This is a genomic window from Shewanella loihica PV-4 (assembly GCF_000016065.1).
Classification (GTDB): Bacteria; Pseudomonadota; Gammaproteobacteria; order Enterobacterales; family Shewanellaceae; genus Shewanella; species Shewanella loihica.
In genome coordinates this window covers 1,452,951-1,466,940 of sequence record NC_009092.1, presented here as the reverse complement: position 1 = coordinate 1,466,940, position 13,990 = coordinate 1,452,951, and the positions used below count along the sequence as shown (strand labels likewise).

13 protein-coding genes and 1 pseudogene are annotated in these 13,990 nt (G+C 47.6%); 7 read left to right on the top strand and 7 right to left on the bottom strand.

Features of this window, described 5'->3' with window-relative positions:
- Positions 1 to 152 precede the first annotated feature (152 nt).
- Together SHEW_RS06515 and SHEW_RS21000 are read left to right on the top strand one after the other, a co-directional pair.
- Complete coding sequence (locus SHEW_RS06515) at positions 153 to 1,382, top strand: integrase domain-containing protein (protein ID WP_011865069.1); 1,230 nt, start codon at positions 153 to 155, stop codon at positions 1,380 to 1,382.
- Positions 1,383 to 1,530: 148 nt separating this feature from the next.
- Entirely contained in the window at positions 1,531 to 1,665 is a 135-nt protein-coding gene (locus SHEW_RS21000; protein WP_263053316.1) for a hypothetical protein, read from the top strand.
- A gap of 255 nt (positions 1,666 to 1,920) precedes the next feature.
- On the opposite strand, the gene SHEW_RS06510 is transcribed toward SHEW_RS21000, so the two are convergent.
- Entirely contained in the window at positions 1,921 to 2,301 is a 381-nt protein-coding gene (locus SHEW_RS06510) for a helix-turn-helix domain-containing protein (protein ID WP_150100025.1), read from the bottom strand.
- A gap of 34 nt (positions 2,302 to 2,335) precedes the next feature.
- On the opposite strand from SHEW_RS06510, the gene SHEW_RS06505 reads away from it, so the two are divergent.
- Positions 2,336 to 2,851: a hypothetical protein gene (locus SHEW_RS06505; protein ID WP_223294772.1), complete on the top strand. Its 516-nt coding sequence runs from the start codon at positions 2,336 to 2,338 to the stop codon at positions 2,849 to 2,851.
- 72 nt (positions 2,852 to 2,923) lie between these two features.
- Here SHEW_RS06505 and SHEW_RS06500 read toward each other — a convergent pair whose 3' ends face one another.
- Together SHEW_RS06500 and SHEW_RS20340 are read right to left on the bottom strand one after the other, a co-directional pair.
- A complete protein-coding gene (locus tag SHEW_RS06500) occupies positions 2,924 to 4,960 on the bottom strand; it encodes an ATP-dependent helicase (protein ID WP_011865066.1) in 2,037 nt (678 codons plus the stop codon).
- Entirely contained in the window at positions 4,957 to 5,940 is a 984-nt protein-coding gene (locus SHEW_RS20340) for a competence protein CoiA family protein (RefSeq protein ID WP_011865065.1), read from the bottom strand. The genes SHEW_RS06500 and SHEW_RS20340 overlap by 4 nt, the downstream gene beginning before the upstream one ends.
- Positions 5,941 to 6,150: 210 nt before the next feature.
- Here SHEW_RS20340 and SHEW_RS06495 point away from each other — a divergent pair, with 210 nt between their 5' ends.
- A complete protein-coding gene (locus SHEW_RS06495; protein ID WP_041407040.1) occupies positions 6,151 to 6,453 on the top strand; it encodes a hypothetical protein in 303 nt (100 codons plus the stop codon).
- Between the two features lie 140 nt (positions 6,454 to 6,593).
- On the opposite strand, the gene SHEW_RS06490 is transcribed toward SHEW_RS06495, so the two are convergent.
- The 4 genes and pseudogenes from SHEW_RS06490 to SHEW_RS06475 all read right to left on the bottom strand — a co-directional run bounded on the left by SHEW_RS06490 (position 6,594) and on the right by SHEW_RS06475 (position 12,343).
- A complete protein-coding gene (locus SHEW_RS06490; RefSeq protein WP_011865063.1) occupies positions 6,594 to 9,179 on the bottom strand; it encodes a DEAD/DEAH box helicase in 2,586 nt (861 codons plus the stop codon).
- A 5-nt stretch (positions 9,180 to 9,184) separates the two neighbouring features.
- Positions 9,185 to 11,344, bottom strand: a complete 2,160-nt coding sequence (locus SHEW_RS06485) for a site-specific DNA-methyltransferase (RefSeq protein ID WP_011865062.1) — start codon at positions 11,342 to 11,344, stop codon at positions 9,185 to 9,187.
- Positions 11,345 to 11,714: 370 nt separating this feature from the next.
- A pseudogene (locus SHEW_RS06480) lies at positions 11,715 to 11,894 on the bottom strand (helix-turn-helix transcriptional regulator); the annotation flags it as partial.
- Positions 11,895 to 12,157: 263 nt separating this feature from the next.
- Positions 12,158 to 12,343, bottom strand: coding sequence for a helix-turn-helix transcriptional regulator (locus SHEW_RS06475; protein ID WP_011865060.1), 186 nt, complete (start codon positions 12,341 to 12,343; stop codon positions 12,158 to 12,160).
- Between the two features lie 171 nt (positions 12,344 to 12,514).
- On the opposite strand from SHEW_RS06475, the gene radC reads away from it, so the two are divergent.
- From radC to SHEW_RS06460, 3 genes are all read left to right on the top strand, one after another.
- Positions 12,515 to 12,988, top strand: a complete 474-nt coding sequence (gene radC, locus SHEW_RS06470; protein WP_011865059.1) for a RadC family protein — start codon at positions 12,515 to 12,517, stop codon at positions 12,986 to 12,988.
- Between the two features lie 75 nt (positions 12,989 to 13,063).
- Complete coding sequence (locus SHEW_RS06465) at positions 13,064 to 13,426, top strand: hypothetical protein (RefSeq protein WP_011865058.1); 363 nt, start codon at positions 13,064 to 13,066, stop codon at positions 13,424 to 13,426.
- A 79-nt stretch (positions 13,427 to 13,505) separates the two neighbouring features.
- Complete coding sequence (locus SHEW_RS06460; protein WP_011865057.1) at positions 13,506 to 13,910, top strand: DUF2787 domain-containing protein; 405 nt, start codon at positions 13,506 to 13,508, stop codon at positions 13,908 to 13,910.
- The last annotated feature ends 80 nt before the right edge of the window (positions 13,911 to 13,990 follow it).

Sequence of the window (13,990 nt, the reverse complement as noted above, 5' to 3'; positions counted from 1 at the left end):
AATAAAATCAATAACTTAGAGCATCAATTAGAATCATAACGTCTCATAAAAGTTCAACACTTTGGTATTTCAGCTGGTATACCAAGATGATTTGACCTATCTTTGGAATACCAAGGTTAAAAATCATCCAGCTTGAAGCGCTCGGGAGACACATGGCAGTCATTACAACTCCTCTTACCAATACTCAAATCAAAAACCAAAAACCTGGTCCGAAGGATATCGTTCTATCTGATGGAGGCGGATTGCAGCTTCGAGTGAGGACTAACGGCTCAAAGCTATGGAACTATAACTACTATCATCCAGTCACTAAAAAACGAGTCAACATTGGGATCGGTCCATACCCTGATATTCCATTAGCTAAAGCCCGCGAAATTGCTTTGGAATACCGACAACTAGTAGCCTGCGGTGTTGACCCCAAAAGTAAGCGAGAACAAGAATCATTAAAATTAAAGCAAGAGGTTCTATATACCCTTAAGAATGTTGCTGCCGAGTGGTTAGAGATCAAAAAAAGCGAGGTGACTAAAAGCCATGCAGCCAAAACATGGAGCTCATTAGAAAGCCATGTATTCCCTGAACTAGGAGATACACCGCTAAACAAAATAACAGCCCCACTGGTGATAAAAGTTTTTCGCCCAATTGAAGCAAAAGGCAGCTTAGAAACCATAAAGCGACTTAGCCAAAGGCTAAATGAGATTATGAACTTCGGAGTTAACTGTGGCTATATAGATTCAAATCCATTAGTTGGTATTCGTGCGGCATTTAAAAAACCAAAAAAAGAAAGTATGGCCACACTAACTCCATCAGAACTACCACTTCTTATGCGCCACCTCTCTCAAGCATCAATTAAGCGTGTCACTCGTTGCCTTATCGAATGGCAATTACACACAATGACACGCCCTTCGGAAGCAGCTACTGCCCGCTGGGATGAATTAGATCTTGATAATTTAACTTGGACAATTCCCGCTGAAAAAATGAAAAGGCGCCGTGAGCATGTTATTCCACTTACTCAGCAGATGCTAGGCATCCTTGACGCGATAAAACCCATAAGTGGGCACAGAGATTACATATTCCCTGCAGATAGAGATCCTAAGTCGCACTGCAACACGCAAACAGCCAATGTTGCATTAAAACGTATGGGGCTAAAAGGAAAATTGGTAAGCCATGGCATGCGAGCACTCGCTAGCACCACGCTAAACGAGCAAGGCTTTGAATCTGACTTAATTGAGGCTGCATTATCTCACGTAGATGCAAATCAGGTTCGGGCGGCATATAACCGCTCCGATTTCCTGGAGCGGCGCCGTCCAATGATGAGCTGGTGGAGCAAGCATATTGAAGAGGCTTCCCAAGGAAATTTGTCCGTTTCATGCCGGCGAGTCAGTTGAAATCGGGCAACTCATAAATATTGGAACTGCCCATCTTCTCGGTTACATATCGAACGAAACATGCTTAGCTACAACGTATTGCATTAAGTACCCAATCCAAATATGCTCCCCTTTCGACTATATTTTTATTATCTAGAGGGAATTTAGCATGGCTGAAAATGTTTTTGATACTTACGATGTAGATTCAGAAGAAGATCAGCCATTGTGCGTTGAATGCGGAGAGAAGCTCGCAGGCCTTCATGGATTTTGTTATGACTGTGAAGGCGATACCAACGACGATTAATAAGTATACTCCTTTGGTGTGTTAACGCATCCCAGCTCTCGACGCTATCGAAACCTAGCTCATTATGCCACAGCCAAGAAAACCCAAGCATCTAAGGGACAATTTACTCAGATTTTGACAAGCTCAAGCTGCAGTAATCCCAATTTGATAACTGGAGGTACCATTGTTGTGATTGGGCTTTGAATGGTCCAAATACAGATACGAAAGGGGTACAGGTAAATGCCCCTTCTTTTCAAATAGCCACGTCTTTTAAAGCTACTTTGATTTGCTCAATAAACCAACCAACAAAGCTCCAAGCGCAGCACCGGCAACAAGAGTGCCCACACTTGAGCTCTGACTACCGGTTGCATTGCTACGTTGCTGTGCAATTACATCAAACTCTTCAGCCTTCAGCTTACCTACAGTGGTGCAAACACGTTGAAACAGCTCTGCTGGTTCTACTTGTAAAGCCTCTGCGACGAGAAATACCTGATCTATAGAATAGGTAGCCTTGCCTCCTTCCAAGCGACTGTAACTCGCCTGAGACAACCCCATACGAGCGGCAACATCCGACTGTTCGATCCCCTTCTCTCGCCTGATGCTACTAACCACAGCCCCCATCACGGCCGAGTAAGTCGTTTGTTCGATTTTCTCCATCAAGATCTTGTCCTCACCTCAATATAGGATTAACATGCAAAAATACGTTTTTCGCATACATCCACTAAATACGTATCAATTGTCGTTTTTTCCTAATTATGAGGTAAATATGTATAAAAAACTAAATCCGATGATAGGCGATCGAGTCTATCGCAGCAAGGGGCTAGTCATGCACGTAGGCGTAATGGTTGATCGTGACTTAGTCGCTCATAACTCACCAGACAACAATGTTGAGGTTATCTCGATGGAGCACTTTTCACAGGGTAAGAAGGTTGAGCTTAAGAGGTCTATTGGCGTAGACCCCACTGCTTTGAAAGCACAGCTTCAGCGCATCTCAGAGGAGAACCGGCGCTATTGTCCTATCAGTTTCAACTGTGAACACTTTGCAAATGAGCTGTTGGGCACCAAAGATGGTTCTGAGCAGCTGTTGGCTGCGCTACTTGTAGGCTCTTTCGGTCTTACCTGTAAAAACAAATGGCTAGGTCTTGCAACTGCAGGGGCTACAGGGCTGCTTTTGTGTAATGGCTTACGCAAATACTCAACAACCTAAAGGAGATTGATAGCCAAAGGTTTTAGGGAGCTGTCATCAACAGCCTCTCGACAGGCAAATGCACAAGCTCCCCTAAACTCTTAGCCTTTGAAGATCCTTCAGATACCATTGGTGAAACTTGCTAAATTCAGTCGTTTGCTGTTCTAACAATCCGGCATAAATGGATTGGCTCGTTAGAGAACAAGCAGTTAACCCTGCTTCATAGATGAATCGAGTCGCTACAGGCACCTTTTTCGGAGTGCTATCCCAGCGTTTTTTAAGCCACCAAGTGAGGCTTTCATCTAGTGGCGCAACCAAATGCAATTGGTGCTTTGCACGAGTAATCCCTACGTAAAACAACCGCCGCTCCACTTCTAGTTCTTCGTTAGAAATCGATTCAGACGTTAGCGCAGGTAATTGAGTGCCACTATCAGGCTTACCTCCAGGAAATTCGCAATCATTAAGCCCAATCAATATGACGTGGTCCCACTCAAGGCCCTTAGAACCATGTATGGTAGCAAGCGTGATAGGCTCACTGTCTGCGGATATGTCTTGCGGATGCAGAATAAGATTCAAAAATGTTCGAGCATCAATTGGATTTGATATCAGTAGCTCTTCAATCCGATCAACACCCCGCAGACGATCATTTGATGCAGTGCGTCTCACGCTATCCGAGCCGACACCTTCAATAAATCCTGCCAGACTCAAGTGCTGTAATACATTCGACGCCAGCACGCTATCATCGTCTTTATTGCGAACCGAGGCGAGTCGCTCCAGGCGTTCCCTCTGATGTGGGGAATTCTCGAATAGTCTCCCTAATACCGAAAACACATCCACCTGTGTCATCAGGGCATCAAGAGCCTCTTTAACCTGACCTTTCTGCCATCGGATTCCGGCCTCCCTCAGAAACCCGTAGAGCATTTCCCGTTTACACGGGTGATTCTCTATTAGTCTTAGGTCGCCATAAACACATAGCAGCACACCTACCACTAGTAACCCTATTTCAGAGCGGCTATAGAGAGACGATGAACCGTTCAGATAGCGATATGTGCGCCCACACAGGCGTAATACCAACTCAACCTCAGTCAATCTTGCATTTGAACGGGAGAGTATCGCTTGTGAACCATTCTCAGTAGCTATTGCTGATAACACCTCGGATAAACAGTTATCCAAATGCAGCTTGACTTCTGTTTTAGGCGTAGATGGATGGCTTACGCACAACCTGGTCAACTTGCTAGAGTTACGCCGAATAACAGAATTAGCAATCAGCGAAAGTTCATGACCAAATCGGAATGTACACGAAAGCTGAAACACAGTGGTATTGGGAAATTGTTGCTCAAACAAACCGTCCATAAAGTCAGGCTGCGCCCCCCGCCATTCGTAAATGCACTGATTGAGATCCCCGACTACCATCACCGATGTGTCAGGTTTGGTGAGTAAGCGGATCATCTCATGCTGTACGAGATTGACGTCCTGGTATTCATCTACGATGATGTGTTTGAATCGGGCTACAAGGCCGGGATAGATCCTTAACAGAGAAACAGCTTCAATCATGCTGTCTTCGAATGTTCTCAGGCCATTCGCTTCCAGCAGCTCACAGTAACATCCATATGCCCGAATAAACTCTGGCTTGATCTTACTGAACGTAGGATCTGCGGCCGCATCGGCTGGTGTCACAGCGGATGCACGGCATCGAGAAACAAATGTTTCAAAATCCGTTATATCACTCTGTTCAATATAACCAGAGTCGTAACTGCACCCGACACGGTAAGCCTGTTTAACCAGCTCGTCATAACGATAATTACCCGGCGTTATTAACATTTTCTTGGGTGTAAGTTGTTGGCGCTCTGCCAATGCCACTATCTTCAAGGCAAGGCTGTGAAATGTACGTACCTCGGGAATAGCATCCGACTTCAAGGCCAGCTTTAACTTATCGCTGAAGCTCACAGTTGCCGATTTGTTGTACATCAGGATTAGAATGGAACCTGGTTCTACTCCTGTTTTAATCAACCGCTCTACACGCTTAACCAGAGTGGTCGTTTTTCCACTGCCCGGCACAGCCTTAATCAAAGCATGTCCCGCGTCATGACGAACAACACGCGTTTGTTCCCACGTCAGTCTTTTTGTCATACTGCAACCTGATATTTGGCGCACTGACGAGCTTCAGTATACGCAACCTGTTTACCTTTACTGCGACACTGTACAAAGCCACTGTCCCATTGCATCGAATGCGCGCATAAAAGGCAATTTGGAAGTCGCGAACTAGGTTCAGCATGACGTAAAAAGGTTTTTAATCTATCTGCCACCTCAACTGGCTCAAGCGAGCGGGGCCATGTATTCAATGTTGAGCTGGTCAACAAGTCCACTTGGTCTAGTGGCATGACTCTCTCATTTAGTCTGCCAGAATCGCTTAAACTCCAAACAGACATTTCTACATTGCCAACTGAGCAATACCCGACGCAGTGATCAACTGTTTGTGGCGGTGGTTGCCAATTAAAAACATTGAGTCGCTCATCTTTGATAGAGTATTGCCCCGTAAGCAACATTTGGATGTCTGCTTCAGATTCAACCTTAAACTCCAAAATTGGGACGCAACTAGCAATCTTTTCCTCGGAGCATGGATGCGTTACGCAAATCTCTACATAACAACGCCTATTGCCCTGCAAATCGCATAGCATCACATCCGGTTGTAGCCCTGTAACGTCATCGCGCTTCTCAAGCTCTGCACAGTTAAAAAACTGCGTTAAATTGTAACGTGCAGACTTGGTTTTCGAACACCTAGCCGTTGCGCTGCCCAGTAGACCTAAACGAGCGCCATAGCAGGAAACCTCACGCTCCAGTTCCAGGCTGATGGCTGTCTCAGTAGAAAGAGCTTGTTGATAACGTAGGTAAAATGCCTCTTTTGCGCATTTGTGCAAGTAGGTCTCAAGCGCACAGCACTCTTCAAAATGCCGAAAATGCTTGGCGTTGAATTCCCCCAAAACCGCCGTCAGAGGACATTTGCAGCCTGGACAAGTGTAGCTATTTGAACGCTGTGCATCACTGATATGGGTTAGACTTCCCTTGCAATCCAATGCATAAGCGTACTGTATGGTTGGAGTTGTCATCATCAACCGTTCTCATCACGCTGTTTTTTGTCTTCCACTAACCGTAACAACTCCCTGTAATATTTAAGTTTGTTAGTATATATAAGTGTACAGTAGCTTGTCACGTCAGCTTATATCTACCAAGTCTATCTAACAAATCTAAACCAGAATTTGCAATTACTCCCCATATCACGTTCAATGTCCGCTTCCCAAAAATCCAGTACCGTACTCATTATGAAACTCCTCAACACCTACGAAGACAAAGACGAAGCTGAAGTAGCGCTGACCAAAGTCCAGGGGCCAAAACGGCTTGCCACTGAAAGGGATGATAACCAGGTTATTTACAACCTGTTTGGCGAGCCCAGTTGGGGCAATTTTTATCGTTTGGGGATGTTTCAGCTGCCAGAGCTGCAAATGCTGGTGGCCCAGAGGCAAAACGGCCAGGCTTATGATGAAAAAAAGCATCGTGAGATCATCACGATGCTTCAGTATGTTGCGGGGAGCTTTGAGCTGGAAATTCCAGCACATTGGATTTAGATATTTGAAAATATTGAATATTTAAAATTTCCGCATCCTGTAGTTTAATGCTAACAACCACTAATAATTTTTGGCTTGCTGCGGTTTCGTTATGTGATTGCCGCCTTCATTTGGGTCTTTAGTTCATTCTCGTTGTGTCGTCATACATAATCATCAGCCGATAGACCTTCGAACAGACTCTTCGCGCTCGATGCATCCAGCACTGCCTGACGAACATCTGTGCGGGTCAAATCGAGCACACGCAGCTTGCCATGCGCTTCCGCTACAGCTTCGATGCGGCGGTAAGCGTTAGCATGCTTGGTTGCATAAGCTGCCAAGCCCTGTAACTTTGGTAGAGCATCAGCCAGATGGACCCCATGCGGATCAACCAAATCCACTACGATCTTGTCATCTTGCTCCGCGAAAAAGATAAAGTCTGGACGGACGATCTTGAATTGCTCATCTTCAAGATAGGCTATGCCCAAAGAGGACTGCCCCGGTTGCTGAGGGTTGCGATACCAGAATAGAAAGCCATCACGCTTTGACTCCGCCTCGACAACCGTGCGCTCCCATTCATTCATCTCGACTGGATATTTGCCGTCCTTGTCTGACAGTAAATGATTGTTCCAAGTTGGGAATTTGATTTCCTTGTCGCTCTCTCGTGCCTTGGCTGCTTCACAGCGAGATTCAGGTTTTACCAAATCGAAACTCTGGGGCTCAGTACTCATCTCCACGATCTGTCGATATGACTCCTTGCGATCGTCTGATAGGGCTTTGATCTGAGATGCATATTTCACCAGCCACTCTTTCGCAAGCTTATCAGCTTCAGCGTCGAAATAAGCTTGAACTTCAGTGACCAAACCCAGCCCCGCGACTGTGACTCTGGCCTCTACGATGGCTTCAAGAAACTCCTCCGGATCGTCGTCTAAGTCTGCGACCTGTCGTGCCAAATGTTCAACATAAGTTTTTGCGATATCCGGGCTAAAGATGCGCGCTGCGCGCCGGTAAGCATCGTCAATCACTGCGACGTCGGCATCTTCCCAAAACTCATCGAAGGTCTTTTCCTTGCCCTTCATGTCGGCAATAACCGTCTTGCCATCCACGGTGAGCACTGACTTGCGCTTGCCCTGGATCTTATCTTTTTGAGATTCCTGGAATGCATCCAGCGCCTTGTGCAACACGCCATGAGCCAACCTGCCTGCACCAGCCAGAATGCCGTCGGATGCCAACTCATGGGCCAGTACGGTAAGACGCTTTGCCGGTTTTGCACCACGCTGTGGACGGTTCTGAGACGGCAGAGCTTCAAACGCATCCCAAACGGACTTGTTGGCCTTAGGGTGAGGCTTCAATTCCACATAATCAACCAAAATGCGCCCGGTTGGTGGTGCAGAATCATCGCCATTCATTAATGCATCCACCACCTCTTCAACCGTCTTGCGGTTGAACTTCGGCAGCAAACAATCCACAGCATTGAGTCGATCATTACCAGGGATGCGGCGGGCTAAAGGCGAACGCACCATCCGGCCGAGCAATTGGGTTATATGTGTGCGGTCGCTGGCAGCGCGGAAAGAAACCATCACTTCCGCACGCGGGCAATCCCAACCGGTGCTAATGGCATCTTTTGCAATCAATACCCTCACCCAAGTGGAATCCTGCACTCGTTGCGGTTCGATGTACGGCACATTGTGGTTACCGAATTGCTGCGTGGTGTGATCACCAAAAACATGCGCCACACTGGTAGCAGGCAATTCTGGGTAGCGATCAAATATGGTATCCAGTGCCCTACCGATCTCATTTGGGTCCGGCGTATTAGGTACCTGAAGCACCATCATCGGAACAACAACGCGAGCCTCCTCCTGTTGTTTGGTATACTCCTGCCAAGCAATAGTGGATTCTTTCAACTTGTCTGTCGCTCGCCGTACAAGCACAGTATCGAAGTCGCCTGTTTCGTCGGGAATATCTAGCAAGATGGTGTCTTTAATCAAGCCGGACTCCTGCACCTTGTCCGCATCCACTACGACATTGGGCAGCTTGATGTGCTTACCCGCGCACTCGATCGCCTTGTTAAATCGCTCTACTGTTGCCGAAATTCCCCACACTACAGGGATACCCGGCACACTGCCAAAACCATTAATTAAGCGCTGCACTATGGTGCCTTTTTCTTTAACTGCGGCATTGCCCATGCCACGATGAGCTTCGTCCAGCACCAGATACAAAGTTAATTCGGGGTCTTCAATCGTATTTTGGATCGTATCCCAGATGGTGTATGCACGCAGATCTGGCCGAGTTTCAGGAAACAAAGAGCCAGCCTGGGCTTCCAATTCTTCCTGGTTGTGGCCACGCACCAACAAGCTATTTTTGCCCAACTTTTGGGTGTTAAGAAAATAAATTTTCCCAGCTTCGAATCGGGGACGATTAAAGGTGTTTTCTACCACTACCAAATCGGTGTGATTAATACGGTCGCTCGCTTCCATCAAGCGGAAGCGCGTCTGCTCGTTTAGTGACGGATCATCACTAAACCAGATCACCACTGCACCGGGGTCTGCGTCGAAATCAAATTCATCATCACCGTGAAACAACGCTTCGAAAGCGGCAGCGGCCATCACCGTCTTACCTGCACCAGTGACCGCAGTCAGTGAAAACGCACATTTACGCGACTTGCGTCGCCAGTCATCCTGGGCATCTTTGAGGTTGTTCAATGCATCTCGTACTGCGTCGCGTTGATAGTCCTTAAGGGTAAACTTCATCTTTATTATTCCCCGTTCGCAAAGCTGAAATTGGACAGGTAGGATTCGTAGAGGCGCACAGGCTCTACGCCTTCAGGTAGGCGTTTGGCAATCGCCTGAAAGCGCCGGTCATCGTCGGTAACGATGTACGCAATCCGCAAACCGTTAACAGCACCAACGGCATCGATGAACGGTGTGGCCTCATCAACCTCGTTTAACAACCCATAGGTATCAGCCACAGCCCAGCCCTCGACAGGGAGTTCGTCGATGCGACTACCCTTTGCACCGGCTCGCAGCCATAGCAAAGGCGCGATGCGGGCATAGGCCAGGTTGTGATTAACAGCGTTCTTGGCCTCATAAGTCTGCGTAAAAAATTCTGCGTTCTCCTCAAAGCCATCAGCCATCGGAAATTCATCGGTGAACTTGTAATCGCCCTTGATCGGATCTCCACTTGGCGTCTTGCCGGTAATAGCAGCGGCCACTCGGGGTTTGGTGATGTAGTCGCAGATACCGTACTTTTCCCATTCAGCATCACCGGGGCGCAAACCCTGCTCACGCAGTGCTTTCTGCTCATCAGCAGCCACTTCGTTGTTGGTGACTGAGATGCACTGCCGACGACCACCATCTTGCCTATTCAGCCGCATCACGGCGTGAGCAGTGGTACCAGAGCCGGAGAAGAAATCGAGAATGATGGCGTCGGGTTTGTCACTTACAAAGAAGCGCAACGCATCTTCAACCGCGTATAGTGACTTTGGATACGGAAATTTTCTTCGAGGAAGAATGCGACCAAGCAACTTGGTTCCTTGACTAGTGGCATTATGTGAGCGGATATTCCAAGTTGACTTGCCAACATAGGTTCGGGTCTGTTCAACCACTCTGTTGATTTCACCATCTGCGATAGTCAGAAGTCCATTAGCAATTGCTTCTACTGTGCCCTCTCTAAGGTAAGTGATGCTGTGGCGACCGAGTTTTTTGTTGAATCTGCCAGACCTAATATAACCAGAGGCCAAGAGTTGTTTTGCATTTTCATGACTTGCTTGCCATACAGCTTCACCTCCAGCTTCATTAACTGGCCAAGCGGCATAAGTGCCCGCAGGAGTTTTGACGTTATCCTTGCTTTCGCCTTTTGGCAATGGATGACCAATCGCTTTAATCGCGCCATCTTTAGATACAAATATCGGATAAAAACATCCCGGCGAGTGACTTCGGCTAGAGTTACTTCCCGCACGCATGAATGAAAACCAATATGTTGTTTTATCAACTTTTTTTAAGTTCTCACCTGCTTGTTCTGCCAAGTCTTCGTCACCGTTTACTTGCATAGAATCACCCACTTGCAGAGTCTGGATGGGAGTTTGGACTGGTACTGACTGTCCGAAGTTGACAATGAAAATGTACTCGTCGACGCGTGCGAACTGACCGGCCCGTGCAACACCGAAAGGATTGATTACAGAAGAAACCATTTGAATCTTTGCTTCGGGAAAAACCTGCTCAAGCAGTAAGCCCAATCTAAGGTATTCCTTTTCATCAATAGTGACTATTAGTACCGAGTCCGCTGGGTTGAGTAGTTCCTTTGCGACAAATAAACGCCGCTCCATCATTGCTAGCCACTTGCTGTGTCTATATAGGTCGTCACCTTCAACGTAATCGTTGTTATATTTCCAGTCCTTGGCCCCAGAGTTATAGGGCGGGTCAATGTAGATAGCGTCAATCTTGCCTCTGTGTGTATAAGTCAGCGCCTTCAGAACGTGGTAGTTCTCGCCATTAATGACTGAATGAAAAGGCTTGTCGCCGCCACGGGTCACCTTGCCTGTACTAACCAGGCCCGGATAAATAGTGTCGCGGAATTCAGCAACAACGATAAGCTCGCTCAGCGGCGCCGATTGCATTTCTGGCTCTGCTGTATCCAGTAGTTCCAGGTCGGCGATATTTTGGGCCTTGTGAATGGCCTTGACCTGCCACAGGCGCTGATCACCTTTTTTGGCCGAGCCACGCTCAGGCAACACGCGGACCTTGTCCCCCTTACGAATAGAGCGCAAAGGCAACTCCACAGCTTCCGGGCTGTGACGTTCAAAATTAAGACCAAACGACAACCGGGAGGAAAGCACCTTAAATTCGCGTTCCAAATCGGCACCCAGCTGTGAATCTTTGGCCTTGGCCTTGGCGAGTAGATCAGTTAGTCGAGACACTGCGAATTCCTATTAGTCGAGATGTATACACTTTAGAGCCAAAAACATCATCCACAGCCATTTCTCTTTCGGTGAGTTATTGATGCTAATGGCTCTCGATTGTTTCATTTGTTCCGTTGGCGCAACGGTCTATTCGGTCATGAGATTGCCACACCGAAGAAGATTCACTTTTTGTACAATCTAATTTTCATCATTTCCCCAAACACCCTCAGACATTCCGAGAAATGATTAACGATCTTATCTGCTTGAGATAAGCGCCGTAGCTCTAATTATTTAAGGAATAGACACTTAAGCGAATCCACGAAGGGTGTGATTGTGCCAGAGTCAGCGCTCCCTATCCAGTGCTACAGGCCACAAAATCGCGCTTTGGTTAAGCCTTATCCACTCCAGAAGCAGATTTGACTATTTGGTCACTACCCACGTCTCGCTTGCTGATTTTATCAGCAATCCATTGCTCGACTTCCTCTTCAACCCAGGCCACCAGCCGGGGACCTAGCTTCACTGACTTGGGGAAGTAGCCTGCCGCCATGTAGTTGTAGATGGACGAACGGCCAAGGCCGGTACGTTAGGTGACTTGCTTTAGAGGAATGAGTTTTATGCTGTGCTCCTGTTCAAATTTCGTTCCCCCATGTTGGCAGGTAATGCACCTGCCAACATGGTTTGGAGATTCGAGGGACGATTCTGTCAGAAGCACTTGGCCGAGAACGCTCATTTAGAATAAACGGGAAAAATCATCCGCAAGGTGTTTTTGTGCGAGCGGTCAGGTGTCACAAAGCTATCTATACAGCACGAACTGGCTGCGTCTGATTTTGCTTAGCACGCATCTCTGGCAGCGATTCGCTCTTCAATCCAGTTGAGCACTTCGTCTTCGACCCACGCAACAGCCCTCCCTCCAATCGATAGCTGCTCAGGGAATGCACCCAGCTTAATCATCCGATAAAGAGTCGCTTTGCTTAAACTGGTCATTTCCAGTACTTCTTTAAGTTTAATGAGTTTCATGATGAGTTCCTTTGTGATTGTCTCATCAGATAAGCAGTGGCAGTAAATTTTAACTGTCCGCTGCCTAAGTCCGTTCCCTCCTTTACTTCTACCAATCCCCCGCATTTCGAAAAATTTTCAGATATATATCACCCCAGTGCATATACCGATTTAGCAACCTTAGGAGGCACTATGCACAAAGTGATCACCCTACCCAGCAACAGCTGGTCACAAACTTCATCGCAAATCCTCGAAACTGCAGCAGGCATAGTGGCTGAGCGTTTCGTTCGTGGTGATGCCTTTTGTAACCCCGATGCCACCCGCGACTTTCTGCGCTTTAAGCTCCACCAGCACCAACGTGAAGTATTTGGCGTGATGATGCTGGATAGCCAGCATCGGCTAATAGAATTCAATGAGATGTTTTTCGGCACAATTGATGCCGCCAACGTCTACCCCAGGGAGGTCGTTAAGGCGGTACTGCTATGTAATGCCGCTGCGGTGATCTTGGCCCATAACCATCCTTCAGGCTGTGCAGAGCCATCAGCGGCCGACAGGCGTATCACCGAGCGGTTAATCAACGCTCTCAGTACCATAGATGTGCCAGTGCTGGACCACATTGTGGTGGGCGACCAATGTGTGTCGTTTGCGGAGCGCGGTTGGCTCTAATATTTTCCCTCGAACAAAACTCATCACGGCATAACAGGCTGCTCTTCTGGCAGCCAGTTTATTTTGGAGAACCTCATGATTGAATTTACTGACAGCTTTTCTCAGGCCTCGGTCGCAGAGGCCTGCACAGCGTTTCCCGAACTACTCAAACGCCTTAGCCTGGAATTAACCCTGCCCACTTTCGAGCGACCTTTAGACAATAATGGTCACATCATAGGCCCAGCAGCTATCGAGCCACCTAAAGCACTTCGCAAGACGGTACTCTATGTGTGCCAGCGCGATATGCTTGGCCACCTTCCAAAGGAGATCGGTTTTTGCCGCTACCAAAGACAGTGCGATCAATACGGAACGCCTGAGGGAGAGTGGCAGAAAATCCTCAACGGCATTTACTACAACCACGGCAACAACGATCATCCAAGCTGGAGTTGCCACACCTAGTTTTCTTCCTCATACCGAATCACCCGGCATTGCCCGTAGCGTCTTTGACCTACGGGCTTTTTACTTTTTGGAGTTTACTATGCAAATACAACGCGAAACGGCGATTAACTTACCAGAGCAGTTTTACGAGTTACTTGAGCAGCAAGTCGCAACAGTCGATAGCGGTACCAATCTAGTTACCCTTAACTATCGTGACCCGGATTACAGTGCCGAGTCTGGTGGCTATCACCCGGTAGAAATTAACCTCTACCGCAGTGGTGATCAATGGCAGCTCAACTACTTCACCGACTTTGCCTATTGCGGTGGTCCCTTCCCGGAGCTGGAAAAAGAGATGGATGTACTGTTCCTTCAGAAAGAGGTCTACAGCTGTTTCTATGGCAAAAGCCATCTGCGTGAAGTCGACGGTCTAGTGCAGCTACTAGTGCAGAACTTCTGTAGTTATGTCGACATGGAAGTTTACCAGGTGCAAGTCACGACTGACTAACTCTGGTTCTCAAAAAGGTATTGTGGGCACCAGCAAACCCAGGCCCGATAGGGGTTGGCAAGAGGCTGGTTCCCATATTC

Excerpts from the sequence above, each read along its gene's own strand:
- SHEW_RS06505 (WP_223294772.1), top strand. The coding sequence starts at position 2,336 with ATGCAAAAATACGTTTTTCGCATACATCCACTAAATACGTATCAATTG.
- radC (WP_011865059.1), top strand. The coding sequence starts at position 12,515 with ATGCACAAAGTGATCACCCTACCCAGCAACAGCTGGTCACAAACTTCA.
- SHEW_RS06460 (WP_011865057.1), top strand. The coding sequence starts at position 13,506 with ATGCAAATACAACGCGAAACGGCGATTAACTTACCAGAGCAGTTTTAC.
- SHEW_RS06515 (WP_011865069.1), top strand. The coding sequence starts at position 153 with ATGGCAGTCATTACAACTCCTCTTACCAATACTCAAATCAAAAACCAA.
- SHEW_RS21000 (WP_263053316.1), top strand. The coding sequence starts at position 1,531 with ATGGCTGAAAATGTTTTTGATACTTACGATGTAGATTCAGAAGAAGAT.
- SHEW_RS06495 (WP_041407040.1), top strand. The coding sequence starts at position 6,151 with ATGAAACTCCTCAACACCTACGAAGACAAAGACGAAGCTGAAGTAGCG.
- SHEW_RS06510 (WP_150100025.1), bottom strand. The coding sequence starts at position 2,301 with ATGGAGAAAATCGAACAAACGACTTACTCGGCCGTGATGGGGGCTGTG.
- SHEW_RS06465 (WP_011865058.1), top strand. The coding sequence starts at position 13,064 with ATGATTGAATTTACTGACAGCTTTTCTCAGGCCTCGGTCGCAGAGGCC.
- SHEW_RS20340 (WP_011865065.1), bottom strand. The coding sequence starts at position 5,940 with ATGATGACAACTCCAACCATACAGTACGCTTATGCATTGGATTGCAAG.
- SHEW_RS06490 (WP_011865063.1), bottom strand. The coding sequence starts at position 9,179 with ATGAAGTTTACCCTTAAGGACTATCAACGCGACGCAGTACGAGATGCA.
- SHEW_RS06500 (WP_011865066.1), bottom strand. The coding sequence starts at position 4,960 with ATGACAAAAAGACTGACGTGGGAACAAACGCGTGTTGTTCGTCATGAC.
- SHEW_RS06475 (WP_011865060.1), bottom strand. The coding sequence starts at position 12,343 with ATGAAACTCATTAAACTTAAAGAAGTACTGGAAATGACCAGTTTAAGC.